The following is a 21,962-nucleotide window of genomic DNA, read 5'->3' on the forward strand; positions in this document are numbered from 1 at the left end:
AATGGCCATTCCTGTCTTGCCGTTGACGCTCGTCACCTCGCTTGAGCGGCGGCTGGTCACATCAGTCGCCGAGGCGCGCTCGCCGTTCACCGGCACATCCCAGATCCAGGACTGGGGGGCCTCATGGTGGGAGTACCAGTTTGAGATGGCGGTGACCCAAGGGGGCAAGGCTCGGCGGCTCTCGGCCTTCTTCACCGCGCTGGGCGGATTGCGAGGCCGGTTCCTGTTCCCCGATCCCTCGATCGAGGTACCGGTGGCGGCAGGCAACCCTTATGTCACTGAGGCGCAGGTTGCAGGATCCTCAACCCTGCGCACGGCCGGGTGGGGACTTGGGCTTCGCGCGGGGGATTTCTTCCAGCTGGGCAGCGATGTGACGACGCGGCTCTATCAGCTGACTGCCGATGTGACGCCCGTGGGCAGTGAGGCGACGTTGGAGTTTGTACCACCGCTTCGGGCTTCCGTGCCGGTCGGCACGCTTCTCGGCCTCGATGCCCCGTCGGTCCTGTTGCGGCTGACGGCCCCGATTCCCTCGGTCATCGGTCGGGCTGATCAGCACCGTTTCACGATCTCCGCCCGCGAAGCCCTTTAACCAGCGAGGCCCTCTAATGAGCCGTGATCTCACCGTCGCCTTCGCCACCGCGTTGGCTGATCAAAACCTCAGGCCGGTCATCTTCTTCGAAGGGCAGTTCGCCACGGGCTGGGTTCGGATCTGGTCTGGGCTGGGAGAGGTCAGCTGGAACGGTCAAAGCTGGGCCGGTGCCGGGTCTCTGCTTGGGCTCGGGGCCATCGATGAAACCGGCGAGGTCGTGGCTGGCGGCACGGCCGTATCGCTTTCCGGCGTGCCGCTTGATCTCGTGCAGATGGCCATCGATGAAGCGCGTCAGGGGCTGCCGGGCCGGATCTGGCTGGGGCTTCTGGCCGAGAATGGCAGCATCATTGCTGATCCGGTTCAGGCATTCTCGGGCCGCCTCGATGTTCCAGAAATCAAGGATGATGCGGACACCTGCACGATCACCATCAGTTATGAGAGCCGGTTGATCGACCTGACCGTGGCGCGGACCTGGCGCTACACACACGAAAGCCAGCAGGTCTTGTTCCCGGGCGACCTTGGCTTCGAATATGTGACCGCGATCCAGGACCGCGAAATCACGTGGGGGCGCGGATGATGCGCCCCCGCGTTGACCACTGGGAACGCCTGCTCGCAGCGGCGATCGATACCGCACGAGCAAAGCCCTTTGTCTGGGGCCTCCATGATTGCCCAACCTTCGCATTCGAGACGCGCATGATTCTGACCGGCGGTGAGGATGTCGCGACCCTCTGGCGAGGGCGCTACACCACCGCGCTTGGCGGTGCGCGTGTGATGCGCCGTCTGGGCTGGGCCTCGCTCGAGGACATGGGTCGTGCGCTTTTAGGCGAACCACGCCCGGGCGTTTTGTTGGCCCAACGCGGCGATATCGTTCTGGCCGACACCGGCCTCGGCTTTGGCGTCTGTACTGGAGCGCAGGCCGTTGGCATGGCACCTGAAGGCCTCGTGACTGTACCGCTGACCTCCTGCCGGTTTGCCTGGCACATTTGAATTCGGATCCACTCCATGCCCTTCATCGTGACAGCCGTCACCGCGATCGCGGGGGCGATCAGCGGCGTATTGGCTGCAGGCGGCATTGGTGCCGCGCTTTTGCGGATCGGTGGCACGCTGATTCTCTCCTATGCGGCGCAGGCCCTGATGCCGAAGCCGCAGACAACGATGCAGCCGCGGACGGTCACGATCCGCGAGCCCGTGGTGCCCCGCGATCTGGTCTATGGCCGCACCCGAAAGGGCGGGGTCATCGTCTTCCTTCACTCCTCGGGGCCGGACAACAAATACCTCGATCTGGTGATCGTGCTGGCCACGCATCGGGTCAAATCGATCGGGGCCATCTACTTTGAAGGCGAAGTGGCAGTGAATGCCGCTGGGGCCGCGCAGGGCCGCTGGGCTGGAAAGGTTGTCGTCGAGAAGAAACTGGGTACGGCCAACCAGACGGCCTTTGCGGGCCTCAAGGCAGCGCTGCCCGACAAGTGGACCGAGAACCATCAGCTTCGGGGCTGTGCGGCCATTCGGCTGCGCCTCACCTATGACCAGGACGCCTTCCCGGGCGGCATCCCGAACATCACGGTCGATCTCGAGGGAAAGGACGACATCTGGGATCCGCGGACGCAAACCGCGGGCTATTCGGAAAACCCCGCCCTATGCCTTGCCGATTATATGGCGAATGCAACCTGGGGCATCGGGGCGCGCATCGGCCAGCCCGACGGGATTGACGAGATCTCCTTGGTCGAAGCCGCGAACATCTGCGACGAGACCGTTCCACTCGCCGGCGGTGGGGCAGAGCCGCGTTACGCCTGCAACGGGGTGATCACCCTCTCGGAGGTCCCGAAGACGATCATTGAGGGGATGCTCTCCTCCTTCGCCGGGCGCTGTGCCTTTTCGGGCGGGTCCTGGCGCATCCATGCGGGCGCGTGGCGCGCGCCGGATGTCGCGCTGACCTCGGACCATGTCCGCGAGGGCGGGCTGACGCTCGCGACGCGCGTGACGATGTCCTCGAACTTCAACGGGGTGCGGGGGCAGTTTGTCAGCCCCGAGAACGATTGGCAGCCTGACGACTTCCCAGCTTACGCCTCGGATGTTTATCTCGCCGAGGACGGCGGGGAGCGAAAATGGCGCGACATCTCGCTGCCCTTCACGATCTCGGCCGCCATGGCGCAGCGGCTGGCCAAGATCGAGCTGGAACGCGCTCGCCGGCAGATGACGGTGCGGCTCTCGGGCAAGCTCTCAGCTTGGGCGGCCACCGTCGGCGATGTGGTGACGCTGTCCTATGCGCGTTGGGGCTTTGCCGCGAAACCCTTCGAGGTGCATGGGGTCAGCCTTGATCTGACAGCTTCGGGCGATGGCGCACTGCTCATGCCGGAGCTCGTTCTGCGCGAGACCTCGCCCCTCGTCTATGACTGGTCGGCGTCCGAGCAGCAGATCTACGCAGCTGCCCCACGCACAGCGCTGCCCAATGCTTACGACATCCCGGCACCCGGCGCGCCACAGGTTACCGAGGACCTCTATGTCACGCGGGATGGGGGCGGACTAAAGGTTCTGGCCAAGATCAGCTGGGAAGCTGCACCGTCTGGGTTTGTCTCTGCATACCAGCTGCAGGGGAAACTGGCGGACGCAACCGAGTGGATCGACTATGGACGCACTGATGGCACCACACTGGAAATCCGCGACATTGCCCCAGGAGAATGGGCTTTCCGTGTAAAGGCGATCTCAGTTCTGGGCGTTTCTTCGCCTTGGCAACAGACTGCGGCAGAGATCCTCGGGCTGACTGCGCCGCCAGCGCAACTCGAGAATGTCACGCTGCAAACGGCAGGCGGGCTCGCCATCCTGAAATGGACACGCTCGTCCGATCCCGATGTTCGCGTGGGCGGCAACATCGTGATCCGGCATTCGAAGGAAGCAACGGCCACTTGGGCTGACAGTTATTCGATGGACCGGGTCTCGGGTGGCGAAGCCATCGCCGTCGTACCCCTCAAACCCGGGACCTACCTGATACGAGCTGAGGACAGCGGCGGCCGTGCCGGTCCAGAAACCCGGGTCTCGACCAAGGGTGCGCAGGTGCTGGCCTTCTCGACCTTGGACTTTCTGCAGGCTGATCCCGGCTTCTTCGGCCCGAAATCAGGGCTACAGGTTACGGGTTCGACCCTGACGCTCGCCACGGCGACCGCAGATGGCGTGACGCAGGCCACCACGATGGAGGGGCAGTACGCCTTTGCCGCCGGGCTCGATCTCGGCACGGTGAAGCGGGTCCGTCTACGCTCAGAGATTGGCGTTGCAGCCTTGGCGCTGAATGACCGGATCGATGCCCGCACCGCGCTGATGGATACATGGGCCGACTTTGACGGATCAGCGGGTGCAGAAATCGATGTGCTCTTCGAAATCCGCGAGACCGATGACGATCCGGCCGCATCGCCGAACTGGGGTCCCTGGGGCCGGCTCGACAACCACGAAATCGAGGCCCGCGCGGTAGAGGCGCGGGCGTTTCTCACGACGAAGGATGCGTCCTACACGCCCATCGTCAGCCAATTGCGGCTCTATGCCGATGAGGTCGCGTAATGCCCCAGACATCCAGCTTCGTGATCGCGAACGACGCGGGCGCGGCCGTTCGGGCGCGCATCAATGAGGTGATCGCCGCGCTGCAATCGACAAGTGCCGGGGCCTCGGCTCCCGTCGCCACGACCGCGGGCATGCTCTGGGTCGATACGTCGGTCTCGCCGCCGGTTCTGCGCCGCCGGAATGCCACCAACACGGGCTGGGATGCGCTCTTGGATGCGGCAGGCAATCTGGCGGGTCTGGCAAACACGGCCATGGCGCGCACGAACCTTGGTCTTGGGACAATGGCGACGAAATCTGCCGCCGATTACGATGCAGCGATTGCGGCGAAAGCGGCCTTGTCCGGGGCAACCTTCACAGGGGTCGTCACTGCCCCGAACTTCGTCTCCTCGTCCGATGCGAGGCTGAAATCCGATGTTGAGACCATCGTCGACGCGCTGGCCTTGGTCAGCGCCTTGCGCGGCGTGCGCTTCACGATGGATGGCACGCGCCAGATCGGCGTCATCGCACAGGAGGTCGAGACAGTCCTGCCCGAAGTCGTCCGTGACAACGAGGCGGGTCAGCTCTCCGTCGCCTACGGCAATATCACCGGCCTTCTGATCGAGGCCGTCAAGGAACTGGCCGCCCGAGTCGCGGCGCTCGAGGAGGCACGCCCATGAATGATGGTGGGTTCATCGACATGATCAACTCGTTCTTCGGAGGTGCCGTGACCACGCTGATCGGCGCCTTCACCGGACGGCTGATGTGGCATTCGGGGGAGGTGAAGCTCGGCAATCGCCGCTTCTTCGGCAAGGAACTTCTCTGGGAAATCCCCGTCGCCGTCGGCATGGCGCTGATCGGGGAGGCGGCGGCGCGTTACATTGGCCTGTCGCAGCCGGTCTCGACGGGGTTCGTGGCAACCCTTGCCTATCTCGGGCCCCGCGGGGCGGAGGCACTTCTGGCCGCCTGGCTCTGCCGCAAGAAGTAACCCGCACACTCTTTCACACACATCACACACGCCGTCCCATCTGGGGCGGCGTTTTGCATTGCATGGGAGACAACCATGACGCCGTTCGACATCGCCCGCAGCTACATCGGCACGACCGAGGGCCCGGGCTCCGCTGACAATCCTGTCATCATGGAGATGTATGCCTCCGTTGGCCACGATTGGGTTGAGCATGATAGCGTCGCCTGGTGCGCAGCCTTCGTCGGACACTGCCTCGAGAAGGCCGGGATCAAATCCACCCGCAAGCTGACGGCGCGGTCTTATCTCGACTGGGGCATCCCGATCGAAGTGGCGGACGCCGAGCCGGGTGATATCGGCGTGATCCCCCGAGGCTCGTCCAGCTGGCAGGGGCATGTGTTCTTCATCGACCGGATCGAGGGACCATGGGTCTGGGGCCTCGGCGGCAATCAGAACGACGCTGTTAATGTGAAGCGCTATCCGGTCTCAAAGCTCCTCGGAGTGCGCCGTGCGGGCAATGTCGCGCCGAGCGTTACGATGTCCGTCGAGGCGGTGCAGCGACGGCTGAAAGACCTCGGCTATCACGAGGTGGGTCAGATCGATGGAAAGATCGGGCCGCGCACCCGCGCTGCCATCCTGGCCTTTCGGCAGGACAACGTCCTGGCCCTCGTGCCCATCATCGATGTGGCGCTGACCGATGCGCTGGACCGAGCGTCACCTCGCGAAATCGCACCTGAGAGGGCATCTGGCACGCCTGCAGAAAGCCGGATCGTAACAGCATCCAATGCGCAGATCGGTCTCGGTGTCATTGGTGCTGCAGGCTCGATCGGCAGCCAGATCGCCCCGGCGCTGATGGAGGCCGAGCAGGCCCGCGACATGGCCGGGCGCGTGTTCACCTTGATCGGTCTGGAAAACGCGCTTTCCGATGCCCTGCCGTGGATTGGTGCGGGGGTGTTCATCGGCGTGGTGGTTTATGCGCTCCGCGCCAAGGCGGCCCGGATCGACGACCATCGGACGGGGAAAACGCCGTGACCTGGGTCTTGATCGTTGTCTCCTGCATCGCAGGCGACAGCCTGCCTGACTGCGGCAGTGGGATCAGCCCAGTTCGCTTTCCAGACTTCGCCACCTGCGAAGATGCCGCTGTTCGAACGCATGATCACATGCGGGCCAGCGCCGATGCGCGCGGGCAAACCCTACTGCTGCTCGATACGCGCTGCTTCGCCCTCTCACCGGGGGCACCCGCATGAGTACCATCCTGACCATGCTATTCCCGGGCCTTGGTCGGCGCTTCGCCTATTGGGGAGCGCTTATCGCCGCGGTGTTCATCGCCGTCTGGATTCTGCTCCGGCAGGGCAAGCACGCCGCAGAGGCCGACCTCGCCATCCGCCGCGCCGATGCCCGTGTTCGCGCGCTGCAAACGTCCAAGGAAATCCGCCATGACCTTCAAAACACTGATCGTGCCGATCTTGAGCGTCGGGCTGACCGCTGGATGCGCGATTGACCCGCGAGGTTTGCTGGACGATTGCGATTGGGCCGAGCCTATTCGCCCCTCGCGCCAGGACCTGCTGAGCGACGGCACTCTGGCGCAGATCGTCGCCCACAACGAGGTAGGCGCGCGGCTCTGCGGGTGGCAGCCATGACAATCGCCACTTTGAGCGAGGGCCCGGCCATTCTCATCGGCTACGCCTGGCGGCTGCAGATTGAGGCGGAAGCACCTGTCTTTGCCGAAGGCGCGAGCTATGCCGGCCATCTCCGCCTCAAACCCAGTGACCCGACGCTGCTTGCAGAGCTGTCCAGCGCCGATGGAGGGATACAGCACATCACAGAGACTGTGTTGGAACTGTCTCTGACGCCTTTCCAAACCGCAGGGCTCTCACCTGGGCGCGTGGTGCTGGATTTGGTGCGCACCGATCTCGAGCCAGACCTGCACTTGGGCTTTCTACTCGAAATCCCCGTGATGCTGCCGGTGACGCGAGGGTTGAGCCCATGAGTGACGCGATCCGGCAAACAGGCCCGATCACCATCACCGCGCCGATCAAGGTGCGTGTTGTAAACGGGCCATTCCGTATTCGGCTTGGCGGCCAGCCAGGACCGCAGGGGGCGACGGGCCCACAAGGCGACAAGGGCGATCAAGGTGATCCGGGCATCACGATCCTGCCCACCGACGCCCCCATCAATGGAGGATTTTTCTGATGGCCAATACGATCCAGCTGAAACGCCGCGTCTCCGGCGTGGCGGGTGCGCCCGCTGCGCTGAAATCGGGTGAGCTTGCCCATAACGAGGTCGACAACACGGTCTATGTCGGCAAGGGCGACGATGGCAGCGGCAATGCGACCTCCATCGTCCCCGTAGCAGGGAGTGGCGGCTTTCTGGCGCTGGTGGGCACGCAGAATGTTGGTGGGGCCAAAACCTTCTCTGTCGTGCCAAAATCCGGACAAGATGCCAGCGGCGGGACCGACCTTGTTCGCAAGTCTCAGGTCGACAGTCTGCTATTGGCGAAAGCGCCCTTGGCGTCACCAACCTTCACAGGATCGCCCGCGGCGCCGACGGCGGTCGCGGGCACGAACTCGACGCAGATTGCAACGACGGCCTTCGTCAATGACGCCATTGCCGGCTTTGGCGCCGGCGACATGGCAAAATCCACCTATGACACGGACAATGATGGCAAGGTGGATGCCGCGGAAATTGCAGATGCCGTTCCTTGGTCTGGGATCACGGGCAAGCCCACAAGCTTCACGCCCTCCAGCCACAGCCATTCGATCGCACAGGTCACCGGGCTCCAGACGGCGCTGGATGCAAAGGCACCTCTTGCATCGCCTGCACTGACAGGATCGCCGACTGCCCCAACGGCAACGGCCGGTACGAACACAACGCAGATTGCGACAACAGCCTTTGTGGCTGCCGCCATCGGTGCGCTTATTGATGCAGCTCCCGGCGCCATGGATACGCTGAACGAGTTGGCCGCAGCGCTGGGCGATGATCCGAACTTTGCGACCACGGTCACGAATGCACTGGCAGGCAAGCTCTCCGCAGCATCGAACCTGTCCGACCTCCCCAATAAAGCAACATCGCGGTCGAACCTCGGACTGGGGTCCATGGCCACGCAAGCCTCCAGCAATGTCGCGATCACCGGTGGGTCGATCAACGGGATCACACTTGATGGTGGGACCTTCTGATCATGGCAAATACCGTTCTGGTAAAACGAACGACCGTGGCCGGCCGGGTGCCCAGCACGGCGCAACTCGCTGCCGGAGAACTCGCCGTAAATGTCACTGACGGAAAGCTCTTCCTGAAACGCGTCTCCGGCGCCGAAACCGTGATCGAGCTCGGACAAACTGGACCGCAAGGAGCCGCAGGACCGGCTGGTCCTCAGGGCGCGACCGGGCCAACAGGGCCTCAGGGCCCAACAGGGGCAACAGGCCCGAAAGGTGACACAGGTGCAACAGGTCCTCAGGGTCCGACGGGCGCCACAGGACCGACACCAGCGCATCAATGGTCCGGCACCAGTCTGCGTTTTTTCAACGGATCGACCTGGGGTGGTTACGTAAACCTGAAAGGTGCTACCGGGGCAACAGGTGCGACCGGAGCCAAGGGTGATACTGGCGCCACCGGCCCGACAGGACCCCAGGGACCTGTAGGTCCCACAGGCCCAACCGGTGCAACCGGTCCACAAGGCCCCGCAGGAGCGGATGGGTCTCCCGACACGGCCGCGCAGGTACGTGCCAAACTGGTGACAGTGGATGGCTCTGGCTCTGGAATTGATGCCGACTTGCTCGATGGCAGCCATGCCAGCGCTTTTGCCCGCCTGTCGGGAGCGACGTTCTCAGGCACTGTGACAGCGCCGAACTTTGTCTCCTCCTCAGATGCGCGTCTCAAATCTGACATCGCGCCCATCGCAGATGCGCTCGCCAAGGTACAAGCGCTCAACGGCGTCACCTTCAAAATGACAGGTAGTGACACGCGGCAGATGGGCCTCATCGCGCAGGAAGTGCAGGCGGTTTCGCCGGAGGCTGTCGTCGAGACGGAGGGCGTTCTGCGCCTCGCTTACGGCAATCTCGTGGGCCTCCTCGTGGAGGCAATCAAGGACCTCGCTCAGGAGGTCGACAAGCTGAAAAGGACCGCACCGTGATCGAGACCGGGCTTCATGTCATCTACAACACGGGCTCGCGGCTGCATTACGCCGTCGATGTCCAAGACACCTATGCCGGGATTGCCGTCTTCGATCCCTGTGAGATCGGCCAAGGGCTGCGCGATGGCATCGAGCCACTGCCATGGGCAGACTTAGCGGCAGCACTTGAGACACCTTATGACCGCGCGAATGCCGCAGGCTTTGTCGATATGCGCGGCAACGGCGTGTTCATTCCAGATTTGCCCGGATTGACCCATGGGGCGATCTATAGGGGGCGTTCGTATGTGTTTCTCGACGGGATGATCGGCCATGATGAAATCACTGATTACGGGCTGATTGATATCATGACCAACGAAGCGGGATTTCCACTTCCTTGGCGTAACCGCTTTGCGCAGTCTGCGCGTGAAAAAGTTGACTTTTCCTTCCGGCATCGGGCCCGAACGCAGTGCTCCAACGCGCTGGTGATCTTCATGCCGATCGCGGGGGCCCTGTCCGGCGCGCGCATCGAAGTCCTCTGTGAGCAGGAGCCAATCCTGCTGAACGGCACCACCGTCGCGGGCCGGATCGATGACGCGACGATCCCGAATGACGGGCAGTGGTTCAAGCAGTTCTACTTCCACACGGTGGCGACCGAGACGGTGACCGTCCCCGCGGGAGGGCGGGCTCATGTGCCGATCGCGCTGCGCTGGAATGGCGATGGCGCGCCATGCGCACACGCGCTGGCACTGAAACTAGACAGTGACGCCGGCTATCTGCCGAAGCGGCGGCTGTCGACCGATTCGAATGGTGCGGGCAGCTTTGCCGTCGAGGCGTTGGGGCTCAACCCGGGCGACCAGATCGCGGTCAAGATCAACACCGAGCATTACACCGCAATCGGCAAGATCATCCTGGAGGTCGTGTGATGGAGATCGCGACCACGACCGAGTTCCAGGTGATCTACCCTGCCTTCATCCTGCACAAGCATTGGGACATGCCCGAGGGCTTCAATGACCGGCTCCATGCGCTGGCGGCAGACGACGCAGTGGCGAACCGCATTCAAGACGCGGGCGACGGCCGTAACGTTGGCGACCAGACCAACCATCTCGGACATTTGCGGCACAACTTCCTGATGGATCGGCAGGACCCGGCCATCGCAGTACTGGCGCAGATGGTTGCCGCTGGGGTCCGGGAATACCTGCAATTGGCTTATGGCTATGAGCACGAGGGTGACATCCGGATGATGTCGGACACCTTCTGGCAGCGCCGGGCTGCGCGGGAAAACGTCGGGATCAACGCGCACACCCATATCCAGACCGACATCGTCTGTACCTATTACCCGCGGGTGGTGCTGGACGCCGATTGCCCGGAGACCTCGCTCCATCGCGGGGCGGTGCGCTTCTACGATCCGGCGAATGTGGGCAAGCGGCTCTGGCCCTGTCGCAACCCGGAGGCTTACGTCGGCGGCTGGTACGCGGTCGAGCCCCGCACCGGGTCCATGATCGTCTTCGAGGGCCATGTGCCTCATGACAGCACCTATTTCGAGGGCGAGGAGCGAATGTGCATCCCCGTCCTCTGTTCGCTCGAACTTCCGAATTCCCACTGCAAGGCCAGTCTCGCCGAGATCCTGGCCCATCAGGCGCAAGGAGGCAGCCATGGCCTATAAGGTCGGAACAACGATCGTGATTGACGACAGCGGCAACGTGGACTGGTCGCGGATCACCAACAAGCCGGCAATTGGTGCAGGCACAATCACGGGCGTATCTCTCAGCAATGGCTCCCCGACGTCTGGAGGGTCTTTTTGGCCGCGCGTTTACAACTATACCGGCAACAATTGTAACTGTGTGGCAAACTGCACGGTTCACAGCCTCTCTGGCGGCGGCAGCTCTGGTGCAGTGACCATTACAGCCAACCGCTATAGCTTCAACTGCAACTGTAATTGCCGGTGCTGACCATGGAAGTTCGCAGCACCAGCATCGATTTCTGGCCGACACGCGTCACATTCTTCGAAACACCAGTCGCCTGGATGGTGAACAGGCAACTGGCCGACGAGGCCATCGCCGCCGTCGAAGCAAATGGCAGCGGGTCGATGGCCAATGCAGCCAAGCGCCGTGTGCGTGGCATACTTGAGAAAAGCGACGCAGGTCAGGCCCTAAAAGCCCATCTCTTTGCTTGCGCGCGTGCCGTCCTCGGCCCCTGGGCCCAATATCTCGACCCCGATCATTGCGAAAACCGCGCATTAGTGATCGAGCCCGGTGGCTTCATCTCAACCCACAAGGACAGCCGCGAGGGCGATTTGACCTGCGTCCACTTCCTGACCGGCAGTGGGTCAGGTCAGCCGGTGAACAGCGTGGGCACCCCGCGCTTCGTGATCGAGGATCCGTCGCGGTACTTCGACGAGGGTCGGCTGCCCTATGAGAGCCGCCATGGCTTCTCGGTCAACCCGCGGCCCGGGCTCTCGATCTTCTTCCCTTCCCACATTCCCCACAACCAGCACCCCCACGAGGGGAGCGCGCAGCATGTGCAGGTCGTCGCGAACTTCCGCGTCAACCTGCCAGTAGCAATCGAGGAAAGGCTGTTCGACTGATGTGGTTTGATCTAACGCTGGAGGCGCGTGACGGCTGCCGTCATCACGTGCGCTACAACCCGCATACCTCTGAATGCGAGGGGCTGCCGCTGCCGGTCGAACCAGGGATTTTTGCACCGGTACCGCGCGTGGCCAAGGATAAGCCGCTCGGAAAATCTCGTGCGCCGCGCGTGCTGAAAATCCAACTCGGGCTCTCGTGCAACTATGCCTGCAGCTATTGCAGCCAGGCCTTCCAGATCGCTGACGCGACGGTTTCGAAGCTGGCCGATGTCGAGCACTTCCTGACTGAGCTTGACGGTTGGATTACCGATGCGCCGGAAAAGGTCGAGCTTTGGGGCGGGGAGCCGTTTCTTTACTGGGCCAAGATCAAGCGGTTGATCCCGGCGCTGGCCGCGCGGTTCCCCAAAGCTGCCTTCTCGATCATCACGAATGGATCGCTTCTCGACCGCGAAAAGCTGGATTTCATCGCCAAACACGACGTTGAAATCACGATCTCACACGACGGGCCTGGTCAGCATCTGCGCGGGCCGGATCCGTTCGACGATCCGGAAAAGCGTCGATGGATCAAAACCTTGTTGGCAGAGCGCCCGGAAAAGACCGGGTTCAACGCAGTTCTGACGCGCCAGCATCACGACCTTCGGGCGCTCAAGGCCTGGTTCGCCGAAAAAGTCGGGCCGGACATCTTCGTCGGGCTCGAGGGTGTGGTGAACGTCTATGACGTAGCGACGGCCATCGGGACGGGGCGGTTTGAGCCAGCCGAACTGAACAGCCTGACACGCTCGATCTTCGAGGCATTAGTTGAGGACCCGAATGCTTTCGGTCTCGGGGAGCGCATCGACGAGTTCTTTGCCTCCATTCAACGTAGGCGCCCCATCGAGGCCCTCGGCCAGAAATGTGGCATGGACAGCCCCGACGCCATCGCCGTCGACTTGCGCGGCAATGTCATGACCTGCCAGAACACCGGTGCGAAGGGCGTGCACAAGATCGGTCATGTTGCCGACTTTGACGCCATCGCGCTCGACACCGCGACGCATTTTGCCTTCAGGGAGGAATGTATGTCCTGCCCCGTCGTTCAACTCTGCAAGGGGTCCTGCATGTTTCTTGAGGGGGAGTTCTTCAAGCAGAGCTGCGCCAACGAATTTGCATTCAATATGGGGATCCTGATGGCGGCAGTCTGGCATTTGACGGGGATGGTGGTGAGGGAGGTCAAAATACCAGATCGATAAAACCATGAACCGCGAGGAACGCGATAACAAACCAGACACAGAACTGCAGAGCACCCTTCATGCCACCTCCAGTTTGCTACCCGCTCTGCGCCAGCATTCCGTCGAACAACGGATCACGGGTTTAGCGGGCTGAGATCAATTTCGCCGCCCTTGCTTCTGAAGGTTGCCGCATCGGCATCCCAAGTTGCCACCACATAGCACGGGTCTGCGCCTGCCCCGCTGTTCCCGTCACTTGTGACACAGCCGCTCCCGTGGATTGGGATCAAAACAAATGTGTCATCCCCTTGCGTCACCGAGGACGGACGAAATCCACTCCGGCGGAAAAAGGCGACCCCGTCCACGATCAGATGGAAGCCGCAGCCACCCGAGCCGCACCAGCCATATCCAACATTGGTGCAGTGAAACTCGTTATATAGAACCGTGCCAGTGACACCGTCTGGCGTTAGCGCAATGTCGTAAATGGCATCCTCGGACAGGCTCAAGACGCCCTGCAGCGGCGCATCAAGATCGTCGTCAATCCCGTGAAAATTCGCCTGTTCAGCATCGCACTGTTCCTGAAACTGCTCGATGATGAAGTCGACCATTGGGTCGGCTTGGACGGGCTGGACCATCATGGGGACGCAGAGCAAAGCGTGGCATGAGTGGCCAAGAAACCGGAGAGCCCAGCTACGCATCACGCATCCCCTGCACAAATCCGACCAGAAGATCCCACACAAACAAGACCGGCAGGGCCGAGAGCCACAAAAGATAAATTGCAGCACGCGCCATAAAGGCCAGCAAGACCACGGCTGCGGTGATCAGCAGGTAGATGACCTGCAGCTGAGCAGCCTTCTTTCCGCGCAGCTGTACGCCGGCAAACTTGAACGACGAGTACTGGGGCTTGAGGAAGTTGAAAGTACCTGCCCTGTTCTTCACCGACGCACTGACACCGGTTTTGGACAGGTTGAAGCCAAGCGGTCCTGCCCGCCAACGACCGATCAGCTGAAACCTTCCGTTCTGCAGTGCCATACGTGTGCCGTTGGCAACCCGGGTGGACGCCCGCAGGCCCTTCGACGAGTTGGCCGTCAAGTTGACCGGGCCCACCTTCTCTTCAGCCCGAACCGCCACACCGCCCGTGCGAGAAGCGCGGGTGTATTTCCCTCGATGTTCGATCCGGACCTGCTTGCCGTCTTCGTCTTTTTTGCCAAGACCAATCACGAACCGTCCCCACCAGCCTCCGGCTCGAACGTGCGTGACCGGACATCGGCGTTCAATTTCTGCAGCGGATCGCGAAACGCCTTTTCAATGCGCACCATCGCATCCGTCATGAACTCGATCATGCGCGGCCAGTCCTCACGCTCGAACATATCGGCTTCGGTCTCGCATTTGATACGACACGCGCGTCGATGATCGAGGCGCTCCCATACCAACGGCCCACCAAACGCCGCCTCAAGGGCTTCGCGCTGGGCGAGAAGCTGATCGAAGACATACTTGTTCTCGGCCTGCTCACCCCGATCGATATAAATCTCCGCGCGCCCATACTTGCCCGCCGCGGCAAAATTGAAGCCAACGCCACGCATGCCAGACCCCGCACCGATCCAATTGGCGACCCCCGCGGAAATATTGTCGTATAGGCGTGATTTGGTCTGCATGACGCGGATCACTTCGCCCCAGAACTCGCGCCGTATGGTGTTCCGGGCGGCTTCCGCAGAAGAGGTTTGCACTTCGTCCTGAGCCTTGTCTGCCAGGCCAATCACGAAGTCCTGTGTATCCTTCACAGGGATGATCTGCTCGACGTTTAGAAAGAGATCGTCTCCCATCGACCACGGCGTGACCTTGAAGCACTGAACCTGGAGCTTGAAGTTCATCAGCCACAGAACGGTAGAGGTCACCTCTTTGCGAAAGTTCGCAGCAATCAACATAATCCGCTGTGACACTCCACGGTTGAGCGTGACCTCCGACAAATCGGCCACTTCCAGGAAATCGGCAATCAGCTCGCTCGCCGTACCGGGCTGGCCAGTCTTGGTCAGGTGATCCTGATAGATGCCACAGATGCTCTCAGTTTTCAGGCTTGCGCAGTAGGACGCGTATTTCATGGCCTGCCAGGTGACGTCCTTGCCGGTATCATCAAGCTTGTTCTCGATGATGACCAAGCGACCTTTCTTGTCCAAAGCCAAGAGATCGAGGCGCTCCTGCGTGTCGGAAAACCCCGCGAATTCCTTCTGGATGATCAACAGGTCCTCACCAAGACAGGATGGATACTTGGCGATCCACTCCTGCAGGTGCTGACGCTCCTTGAACCCCAATTCGGAAAAGCTGCGGGCCTTGAGCGGCTTGATCGAGTTTTCGTCTTTATCGATGCGGAACATGCGTCTTACCCCTGCTCAGCGCGAAGGTAGGTCACATAAAAGCCCTTGATGATGCGGTGCTCCTGCAACCGATCACTGAGCGAAAACCCATCCTTCTTGATCGGCGCCTGGAAAATATCGAGGCCGCGATCCAGCACGATCTTCCAGCCAGTATCGGTGACAATGTCGCGCGCATGCGCTGTTCCCGTGCCGTCGAAGGCCCATGTGAATTCAACGCCCGAGCCAACACAGGCGTCCACGATCGAATCCAACAGCTCGCGCTGTTTGCCGACATTGCCATCGTCTGGCCCTGTGACGAGGTGAACGCTGACCTGGTCCTCGGGCGATTTCCGCCGGATGACCATCTCGACAAATTCCATCATGTTTCGGATTTGATAGAAGTATCGGACATAGGGGTCTGTCACGATAATCTTTGACGCGCCTTCAATGTAAGGGCCGAAGAGCCGATCGTAGCTGATCCCTTTGCGATCCTCGGTGAAGACATGGTGGCCTTCTTCGAGAAGGGGCTTCGCCTCCGATTTGACAGGGCGCCCTGCCTCCGAAGAGGGCCCTGACGTCGATGCCTCTCCTTCAGCAACAGATGTGGCCTCACCAGCACCGGCTGACGTCTCTGAGTGTTCCTGCTCCTTGGGATCCAGCGCAGGCTTAAGGTGATAGAACTGCGGGTATTCTTCCTCCTCGACCGTGGTCACACGGCGCTTGGTCCCGTCCGTGCCAAGGTAGTGAAAATCGACCTCGGGATAGGTGCTGTCGATGCGGGCCAGTTGATCCTTGACCCGCTTGCGGCTCTCCATGGCTAGGCGCAGTAACTCCTCGACATCCTCTGCTGTCTCGCCGCCATTCGGGAAGATCAGCTTCAGCAGGCCCGACATCGTCTTGTAGATCGCATCCCGATCCCGCGTCGAAATCTTCTCGCTGATTTTGAAATGCTGGTCCGGCCGGTGCGAGAAATCCTCCTGGCGCAGGTGGCGCAGGATCTCGGCGAGGTAGTCGACGATGAACCCATACCCCTTCGTGAACATCTCTCCGCGGATCACGTCGATTTCCCAGCCGGGCAGATAGGCATGCAGACGATCGATAAAGGCCGAGTCATGGAACTGCGGCGGCAGGGCCTCAAAGAGGTCGCTGTTCTTAAGCATAAACGGCACGTTGTGGTCGGTGTTGCCGACAAACGCGAAACTGGCCTCGGCCCCCATGGGGTTTACCCCCCGGGAGAAGGTCTTGTTGGCCATATAGTTTTTCATGATGTCGACGAGCGCTTTGTTTGCTGTCTTTTCCCGACCGGCGAACTCGTCGAAAGCCACGACATCCCAGTAGCCGACAAGGCCAATCCGGCCATTCGAGTTGTTCACAAAGAGCTTCGGAATTGTCACCTCACCACCCGAGATCAGCTGACCGTGCGGGGAGAACTCCGAATAGATGTGGGACTTACCCGTCCCCTTGGGGCCAAGCTCGATGATGTTATAGTTCCGTTCCACGAAGGGGATCAGGCGCATCAACTGCAGGAGCTTCGCCCGACGCCCAAAAGCCTCCGGGTTGAACCCGATGCTCTGCATCAGCAGGTCAATCCAATCATCCGTGCCAAAATTGGCACGCGCTTCGCGGTATCCCTCGTAGTCGACTTTGGCGATCTGGATGGGCTTAATGGTCTCGAGGATCCACGGCGAAATGCGCGCATCTTCCGAGAACTCGTATTGCACATCCGCAATGCACCAGACGCCCGTCACTAGCAGCTTTGGGTGCGCTTTGATCGTACCGCTGTCGACCGCAACCTTCTTGATGCCGAGGTTGTCAAAGGTGGCCTCGTAGCTATCCGTCTTCTCGTTCAACGACACGCTGATCTGGTCGATGACCTTGTAACGGCCCTTTTCCTTGATCGTTGACTGAATGAGCCCCGCTTCGCTGCGGTGGACATAGTGTTTACGCAGGATTTCTTTGACGGTCTCGATGCCAGTGGCGATCGACGCTTCGTCATCGGTGGCGCAATACTGGCCGAGGAGATACTCGAGCACGTAGGTCGGAACGATCGCGTTGCCCTTGACCGCCTTCACCAGGTCCTTGCGCACGACAAAACCCGCGAAATGTTCATTGATCCTGGCGTCGAGATCACTCATGGGCCCGCTCCTCAAAAGTCAAAATCTGTTGTAATGCCACGTTTCAACTGGAAGCGATGGCTTGTGTAGTCCTGATAGTGGCTTGTCTTGCCCACCCGCTCGCGCAATTTCAGGAATACGTCTTGGTTGTTGAATTTGTCCGCCTCCCGCGACAGCAGGAACTTCCGGGGCATTTCGCGCTCACGGGCGTTCTCGGCGGTGAAATCGAACTGCAGAACATGCTCGTCTGAAATCAGCGTGTCGTCGGCGGCATAGATCCCCGCGACGAGCTCGCGCGCCTGCATCTTCTCGGACACCGGTTGCGCCTGGTAGAAGATCACCGCCGTCTGCCCAGAAGTGATCTGGCTGCGGCCGGACACAATGATCTGCACCTCGACCTGGTTCACATCCGCCTCGCGCTGTTTCCCGACACGGATGACCGGTATGACGATTTCCTGCAGTGAGGCCCCGCCATGGACAAAGCGGCTGCCCGCCCCTTTGACCCGCAGGCGGTTGATCGAGTTCGGGATCAAGACATCGAGGTCACCAGTGAGGCCGAGGTTGGCCGAGGTGAACTTTTTCATGCCGGCGGTTTCATCAAGGCCACGACCGATGACAAAGCGGCGATTGCGCAGCATGATTTCGTCGCCCTTGGGATCAGCGACAGCGAAGTCGCTCTCATCAAGCGATCGGTGCTGGTAAAGGAAACCGTGATCTGCCGTGACCAGGATGTTCGAGAAATTCGCCGACGTCAGTTTCCGAACGAGCTTGGTCAGCTCTTCGATCGCATCTTCTGCCGCCTTGGGCAGCTGATCCTCGGTCTGCAGCTTGTCGCCAATCGCGTCGATGAGGTTGTGGTAGATATAGACGACGTCGTTTTCGCGGAAGAGCTCTTTGCCTTCATCGACTCGCATATCGAGCACATCGCGTGCGGACAGAGCCTTCGCGCGGTCGCCTGCACGTCCTGTTGCCAATAGCTTCTCGCGCGCGGCGAGACCTTGTGTGCTCTCGCCCCCCGAAAGAACCGATCCGCTGCCGTCAGGTACGAAAGACAGTTCCCGGTTCGGCAAAAGTGCCGCCATCCCAAGCTGTGTATAGCTGGGGAGCGCACTGATCATGGGCTTCAGCTCCGCATCAAACCGGTTCAGCGCTCGGATGCGGCGTAGGCATTCCGCGGCCACCTCAAAGCGCAGGGCATCCGAGACGATGACCACGACCTTCTGATCGCGACGACGGAACTCTGCGGCCTGTTCGACGTAGAAGGCGCTCTGGCGTGCGTAACCTGGGATTGTCCAATCGGTCAGTCCAGCAACCTGATCCTGCCAGGCGTCATTCAGCTTTAAGAGGAAACTGTTGGTGTATCTGTTTTCGACCGCCTCGTAGAGTTCCGAAAGCAGCGAGGCATGACCACTGCGCTGCATATGGTAGATGAATTTGCGATAGAGCTGGTCGAGCTTGTACCAGCTGCTGACGTACCGCTTCACCCCCTCAGCGGGGCTCGTCATCCCCAGATTGGCCTCAGCAAGTGCCTGCTGGAATTCGGTGGCAAAGCCGATCGCCTGATAGATGTCCTCGTAGGAGCCATACCAATGGCTCTGCCGGCGTTCGCGCACCCAGTTCAGAACCTCGGACGCGCTGACTGTCTGGGTCGACATTGCATGCACGAGCTGCCGGATGATGTGGCGATCGATTTCCTCGAAATGGTCGACGGCCATGACCCCGCGAAAATCGCGCTTGGACAAGTCCTCTGGGATCTTCAGCAAGCTCTGATAGCGCGCAGCGAGCGTCTCGAACGCCTCTTCCCAGTGGCGGTTGTTCTTCCAGCGTCGGAAAACCAAGAGCGCTTCTGCGTTCAGCTTGCCATCTTCGCCCAGCGCCCGCAGGTACGCCGACTGGAAGAGCGCGATCGCGAAGTCTTCAAGATCGGGTTGGTCCGGCTGATAGTCATAGGCATTGCCAACCTGCTTCCAGAACACCTCAGTCAGGCCAGATCGCTCGATGAGCCGCATCGCATCGTCACGGCCCTCTGCTAACTCGCCCAAGAGCGCCTCGACAACCGTATCAAGCCCACCCTCAGCACCTGCGCAGACGGCCAGCATGCGCAGCCGCACCTGGGACTGCGTGTCCGCAGCATGCAAAAGCCGTTTCAGCTCGACCACACGAGCTTTGGAGCGGTAAAACTCTATGTGATCGCGCACAACGCTTTCGAACTGCGGTGGCAAGCCTAGCTCTCCAAGCCAGATACCAGCTTGATCCGCCTTGAACACCGCCGTTGCCAGTTGCAGGTCCAGCAGCCAGTTCGCCGCGTTCACAGGTTCTGGCCCATCATGGAAGACCAGAAACTTCGCCTTTGGCTCCTGTCGCAGCATCCGGTACTTGAGGCCGAACTGGTTGTTGGCGATCTCCACCTTGGTCACGCCAGCCAGATCGACCGCATCAAACTCCCCCCGCATGTCGCGTGCGGCGTCATACCAGAAGACGATGCGATGCTCGTCAAAGAGGCGTTCCAGGCTGGCGGTGATCCGGTCAGTCATCCTTTGCCTCCAGCCCTGGGATCTTCTTCAGCGCTTCACCGAACTTGGGATAGTTCGCCTTGACCCCGTCATCGAGGTCGATCTCGATCTTGGCCTGCGCCAGCGGGAAGACGACATCGCGCTCCCACTCGTTCAACTCGTCGATCTGCTTGGCGATGACCGCCATGTCTTTCAGCGCCTTGGTGCGCTGGCCTTGGCTGGCGCTCGGATCGTCTGACAGCTTTTCAAGCCGCCCACGTTCACCCTCAAGCTTGCTTATGAACTCGCGCAGGTAATCGTTGAGCAATACCGACACCGTGTCGCCGCGATAGCGGTGCATATAGATCAGCGCGTTGAACGTGCCCTTGGGGCTGGAGAACATCCAGTAGATCGGGCGCTTCTTGTAGCGCTTCACGTGGTCGGCGTAGAAATCCTTAGTGAAATACTTGCGAATGTCTTTGCCGAGCGCATCCTCGATGTAGCGCAGGTTCTCTTGGAAATGCGTCTCCCCGAAGGTGGTGCGCAGAAACAGGCGGAAGCGGTCGGTGATGTCGTCGGGGAACCAGTTTTCGTCCAGCACGGGGATGACGTTGTCGGCGTCGGGCATGAAGCGCGGTTCGGGGATGCGGGCAAGGTAATCCTCCAGCCGCTCGCCCTGATTGGCGAGGATCAGGCCCGGCGCGTCGAGGCTGTAGCGGCCGAACATGCAGCCCACGGCGTAGGACAGGAACTCGGCCATGGTGTCGGCGCGCAGGCGGGTTTCGCGGTCTTGCTCGGTGCCCTTCACGCCATAGCGATAGGCGGGGTTGCAGGTGAGGGTGATCTCCTCGATCGGCACCTCGGGGGTCAGCTCGTCCTGCAGGCCATAGGCGTCGATGAAGATGCGGTTGTTCTCTTCCTCCAGGGCTTTCATCTTGTCCGTCATGGCCTGCCAATGGGCGCGGAGGGTGGCATAGCTGTCCGCCAGCGTCTCGCCACGATGATCGGGCGAGAGCAGTGGGAGCGTGGTGAAATCCCAGGAGGTTTCGTAGGCGTCCCAGTCGGCGCGAGCAATCTCAACCAGCCGACGTGCTATTTGGGGATTGTGCGACGCCTCGAGCCAAGGAAGCCTTCCAACCGTTCCATTGCCATAATTGATGGTAGGATTCAGAAGATAGAGGAAATCTTGGGCGACGGTTGAATTCAAATATCCCAGTAGTTCGCTATTCTTCACACCCTTGCGGAAGGGAATGAAGGAGCCTCCAGTGTCAAAAAGTGACCCAACGGGGATGTAGCGTGCTGCAAATTTCGAGGTGCTCACACAGGTCCAAGTTATAGATTCTTGAAAATACTCGGATTCGTTTGAGATTTTCCAGCCAAGGTTGTCCCAGTCAAGCTGAGGGTACACTTCGAGAGTTGCACTTTTAAGCTCAAACCCATTATCTTTCCAGTTTACAAAAAACTCATTGTTTCCATACCATCGCCGAAACTCTCCGCCTTTGGCATACGGGAACCATTTGGGCTCTTCAGGCTCAGTTATGGAAGTTGCATCGGCCGAAACCTCGTGCCAATTCCTTAGAAATCGTCCATTGTCACCTGTCCGCATGCCGATCAATGGCTTACTGTATCCAGACAAATCGACCCCGTTAAAGGCAGCCCGCACATTATCAGAAAGCCAATATGCAATGGGCATGCCTGGGACCTTTTCAAGATCCTTGACGGAGGCACGGAAGCAATACTTCGGCCTGTCTTTAAGCTGCTCCAAGTAGACAAGGGATTTGTCCGCTGACTGCGGCGCTTTGTTTAGGTTGAAATAATAGCCCGGCGCTGTTTCAGGTCTCTTGCATGTGACGAACGCCGCGCCCTGAGCCACTTTCGAGTTCAATTCGGGGAAGGTATTGTATCCAATTTGAATAAGGGAAACTATCGGAGCGACGTCAAGGAGCCGCGACCTGAGTTTCTCGTAAGAAGTAAGGAACGTATCCGTCCGGTGTCCCCGCTCTGACGGCGTGATGGAGTGCCTGCTAGATGTC

Annotated in this window: 24 protein-coding genes; 18 read left to right on the plus strand and 6 right to left on the minus strand. The window is 60.6% G+C overall.

Features of this window, described 5'->3' with window-relative positions; all coding sequences use genetic code 11:
- Position 1: 1 nt before the first annotated feature.
- The 18 genes from TL5118_RS19820 (at position 2) to TL5118_RS19895 (ending at position 12,996) form a co-directional block, all read left to right on the plus strand.
- Positions 2-589, plus strand: coding sequence for a hypothetical protein (locus TL5118_RS19820; protein WP_058243539.1), 588 nt, complete (start codon positions 2-4; stop codon positions 587-589).
- A 16-nt stretch (positions 590-605) separates the two neighbouring features.
- Positions 606-1,166 carry a hypothetical protein gene (locus TL5118_RS19825; protein ID WP_058243538.1) on the plus strand — a complete coding sequence of 187 codons (561 nt, stop codon included), beginning with the start codon at positions 606-608 and terminating at the stop codon, positions 1,164-1,166.
- The gene (locus TL5118_RS19830; protein ID WP_370701695.1) at positions 1,166-1,576 is read left to right on the plus strand and encodes a DUF6950 family protein; all 411 of its coding nucleotides are present in this window, start codon (positions 1,166-1,168) and stop codon (positions 1,574-1,576) included. Before TL5118_RS19825 ends, TL5118_RS19830 begins: the two co-directional genes overlap by 1 nt.
- Before the next feature lie 15 nt (positions 1,577-1,591).
- Entirely contained in the window at positions 1,592-4,138 is a 2,547-nt protein-coding gene (locus TL5118_RS19835; protein WP_058243536.1) for a phage tail protein, read from the plus strand.
- Complete coding sequence (locus TL5118_RS21455) at positions 4,138-4,794, plus strand: tail fiber domain-containing protein (protein ID WP_082626275.1); 657 nt, start codon at positions 4,138-4,140, stop codon at positions 4,792-4,794. Before TL5118_RS19835 ends, TL5118_RS21455 begins: the two co-directional genes overlap by 1 nt.
- Positions 4,791-5,102, plus strand: coding sequence for a phage holin family protein (locus tag TL5118_RS19845; protein ID WP_048599768.1), 312 nt, complete (start codon positions 4,791-4,793; stop codon positions 5,100-5,102). Before TL5118_RS21455 ends, TL5118_RS19845 begins: the two co-directional genes overlap by 4 nt.
- Positions 5,103-5,177: 75 nt before the next feature.
- Positions 5,178-6,110: a C40 family peptidase gene (locus TL5118_RS19850; RefSeq protein WP_058243535.1), complete on the plus strand. Its 933-nt coding sequence runs from the start codon at positions 5,178-5,180 to the stop codon at positions 6,108-6,110.
- The gene (locus tag TL5118_RS21215; RefSeq protein WP_131727467.1) at positions 6,107-6,325 is read left to right on the plus strand and encodes a hypothetical protein; all 219 of its coding nucleotides are present in this window, start codon (positions 6,107-6,109) and stop codon (positions 6,323-6,325) included. Before TL5118_RS19850 ends, TL5118_RS21215 begins: the two co-directional genes overlap by 4 nt.
- A complete protein-coding gene (locus TL5118_RS21220) occupies positions 6,322-6,579 on the plus strand; it encodes a hypothetical protein (RefSeq protein WP_131727468.1) in 258 nt (85 codons plus the stop codon). Before TL5118_RS21215 ends, TL5118_RS21220 begins: the two co-directional genes overlap by 4 nt.
- 135 nt (positions 6,580-6,714) lie before the next feature.
- Entirely contained in the window at positions 6,715-7,068 is a 354-nt protein-coding gene (locus TL5118_RS19860; protein ID WP_058243533.1) for a hypothetical protein, read from the plus strand.
- Entirely contained in the window at positions 7,065-7,271 is a 207-nt protein-coding gene (locus TL5118_RS19865; RefSeq protein ID WP_058243532.1) for a hypothetical protein, read from the plus strand. The genes TL5118_RS19860 and TL5118_RS19865 overlap by 4 nt, the downstream gene beginning before the upstream one ends.
- A complete protein-coding gene (locus tag TL5118_RS19870; protein ID WP_058243531.1) occupies positions 7,271-8,254 on the plus strand; it encodes a hypothetical protein in 984 nt (327 codons plus the stop codon). The genes TL5118_RS19865 and TL5118_RS19870 overlap by 1 nt, the downstream gene beginning before the upstream one ends.
- Before the next feature lie 593 nt (positions 8,255-8,847).
- Positions 8,848-9,207, plus strand: coding sequence for a tail fiber domain-containing protein (locus TL5118_RS21665; RefSeq protein WP_242601827.1), 360 nt, complete (start codon positions 8,848-8,850; stop codon positions 9,205-9,207).
- Complete coding sequence (locus TL5118_RS19880; protein ID WP_058243529.1) at positions 9,204-10,109, plus strand: hypothetical protein; 906 nt, start codon at positions 9,204-9,206, stop codon at positions 10,107-10,109. The genes TL5118_RS21665 and TL5118_RS19880 overlap by 4 nt, the downstream gene beginning before the upstream one ends.
- Positions 10,109-10,849 (plus strand): hypothetical protein, encoded by a 741-nt coding sequence (locus tag TL5118_RS19885; RefSeq protein WP_058243528.1) that lies wholly within the window; start codon positions 10,109-10,111, stop codon positions 10,847-10,849. Before TL5118_RS19880 ends, TL5118_RS19885 begins: the two co-directional genes overlap by 1 nt.
- Positions 10,839-11,135, plus strand: a complete 297-nt coding sequence (locus TL5118_RS21225) for a hypothetical protein (protein WP_131727469.1) — start codon at positions 10,839-10,841, stop codon at positions 11,133-11,135. Before TL5118_RS19885 ends, TL5118_RS21225 begins: the two co-directional genes overlap by 11 nt.
- A 2-nt stretch (positions 11,136-11,137) precedes the next feature.
- A complete protein-coding gene (locus tag TL5118_RS19890) occupies positions 11,138-11,770 on the plus strand; it encodes a hypothetical protein (RefSeq protein WP_058243527.1) in 633 nt (210 codons plus the stop codon).
- Positions 11,770-12,996 carry a radical SAM/SPASM domain-containing protein gene (locus TL5118_RS19895; protein WP_058243526.1) on the plus strand — a complete coding sequence of 409 codons (1,227 nt, stop codon included), beginning with the start codon at positions 11,770-11,772 and terminating at the stop codon, positions 12,994-12,996. The genes TL5118_RS19890 and TL5118_RS19895 overlap by 1 nt, the downstream gene beginning before the upstream one ends.
- A 113-nt stretch (positions 12,997-13,109) precedes the next feature.
- Here TL5118_RS19895 and TL5118_RS19900 read toward each other — a convergent pair whose 3' ends face one another.
- From TL5118_RS19900 to pglX, 6 genes are all read right to left on the minus strand, one after another.
- Positions 13,110-13,580, minus strand: a complete 471-nt coding sequence (locus TL5118_RS19900) for a hypothetical protein (protein ID WP_131727470.1) — start codon at positions 13,578-13,580, stop codon at positions 13,110-13,112.
- A gap of 82 nt (positions 13,581-13,662) precedes the next feature.
- The gene (locus tag TL5118_RS19905; protein WP_058243524.1) at positions 13,663-14,193 is read right to left on the minus strand and encodes a hypothetical protein; all 531 of its coding nucleotides are present in this window, start codon (positions 14,191-14,193) and stop codon (positions 13,663-13,665) included.
- Positions 14,190-15,344 carry a DUF4268 domain-containing protein gene (locus tag TL5118_RS19910; protein WP_058243523.1) on the minus strand — a complete coding sequence of 385 codons (1,155 nt, stop codon included), beginning with the start codon at positions 15,342-15,344 and terminating at the stop codon, positions 14,190-14,192. The genes TL5118_RS19905 and TL5118_RS19910 overlap by 4 nt, the downstream gene beginning before the upstream one ends.
- 5 nt (positions 15,345-15,349) lie before the next feature.
- Positions 15,350-17,458, minus strand: a complete 2,109-nt coding sequence (gene brxL / locus TL5118_RS19915; RefSeq protein WP_058243522.1) for a BREX system Lon protease-like protein BrxL — start codon at positions 17,456-17,458, stop codon at positions 15,350-15,352.
- A gap of 11 nt (positions 17,459-17,469) precedes the next feature.
- Positions 17,470-19,971 carry a BREX-1 system phosphatase PglZ type A gene (gene pglZ / locus TL5118_RS19920; protein ID WP_058243521.1) on the minus strand — a complete coding sequence of 834 codons (2,502 nt, stop codon included), beginning with the start codon at positions 19,969-19,971 and terminating at the stop codon, positions 17,470-17,472.
- Positions 19,964-21,962 (minus strand): BREX-1 system adenine-specific DNA-methyltransferase PglX (pglX, locus tag TL5118_RS21110; RefSeq protein ID WP_131727471.1); only part of this gene is annotated, 1,999 nt, incomplete at its 5' end. The genes pglX and pglZ, both read right to left, overlap by 8 nt.

This window comes from Thalassovita autumnalis (genome assembly GCF_001458255.1).
Classification (GTDB): domain Bacteria; phylum Pseudomonadota; class Alphaproteobacteria; order Rhodobacterales; family Rhodobacteraceae; genus Thalassobius; species Thalassobius autumnalis.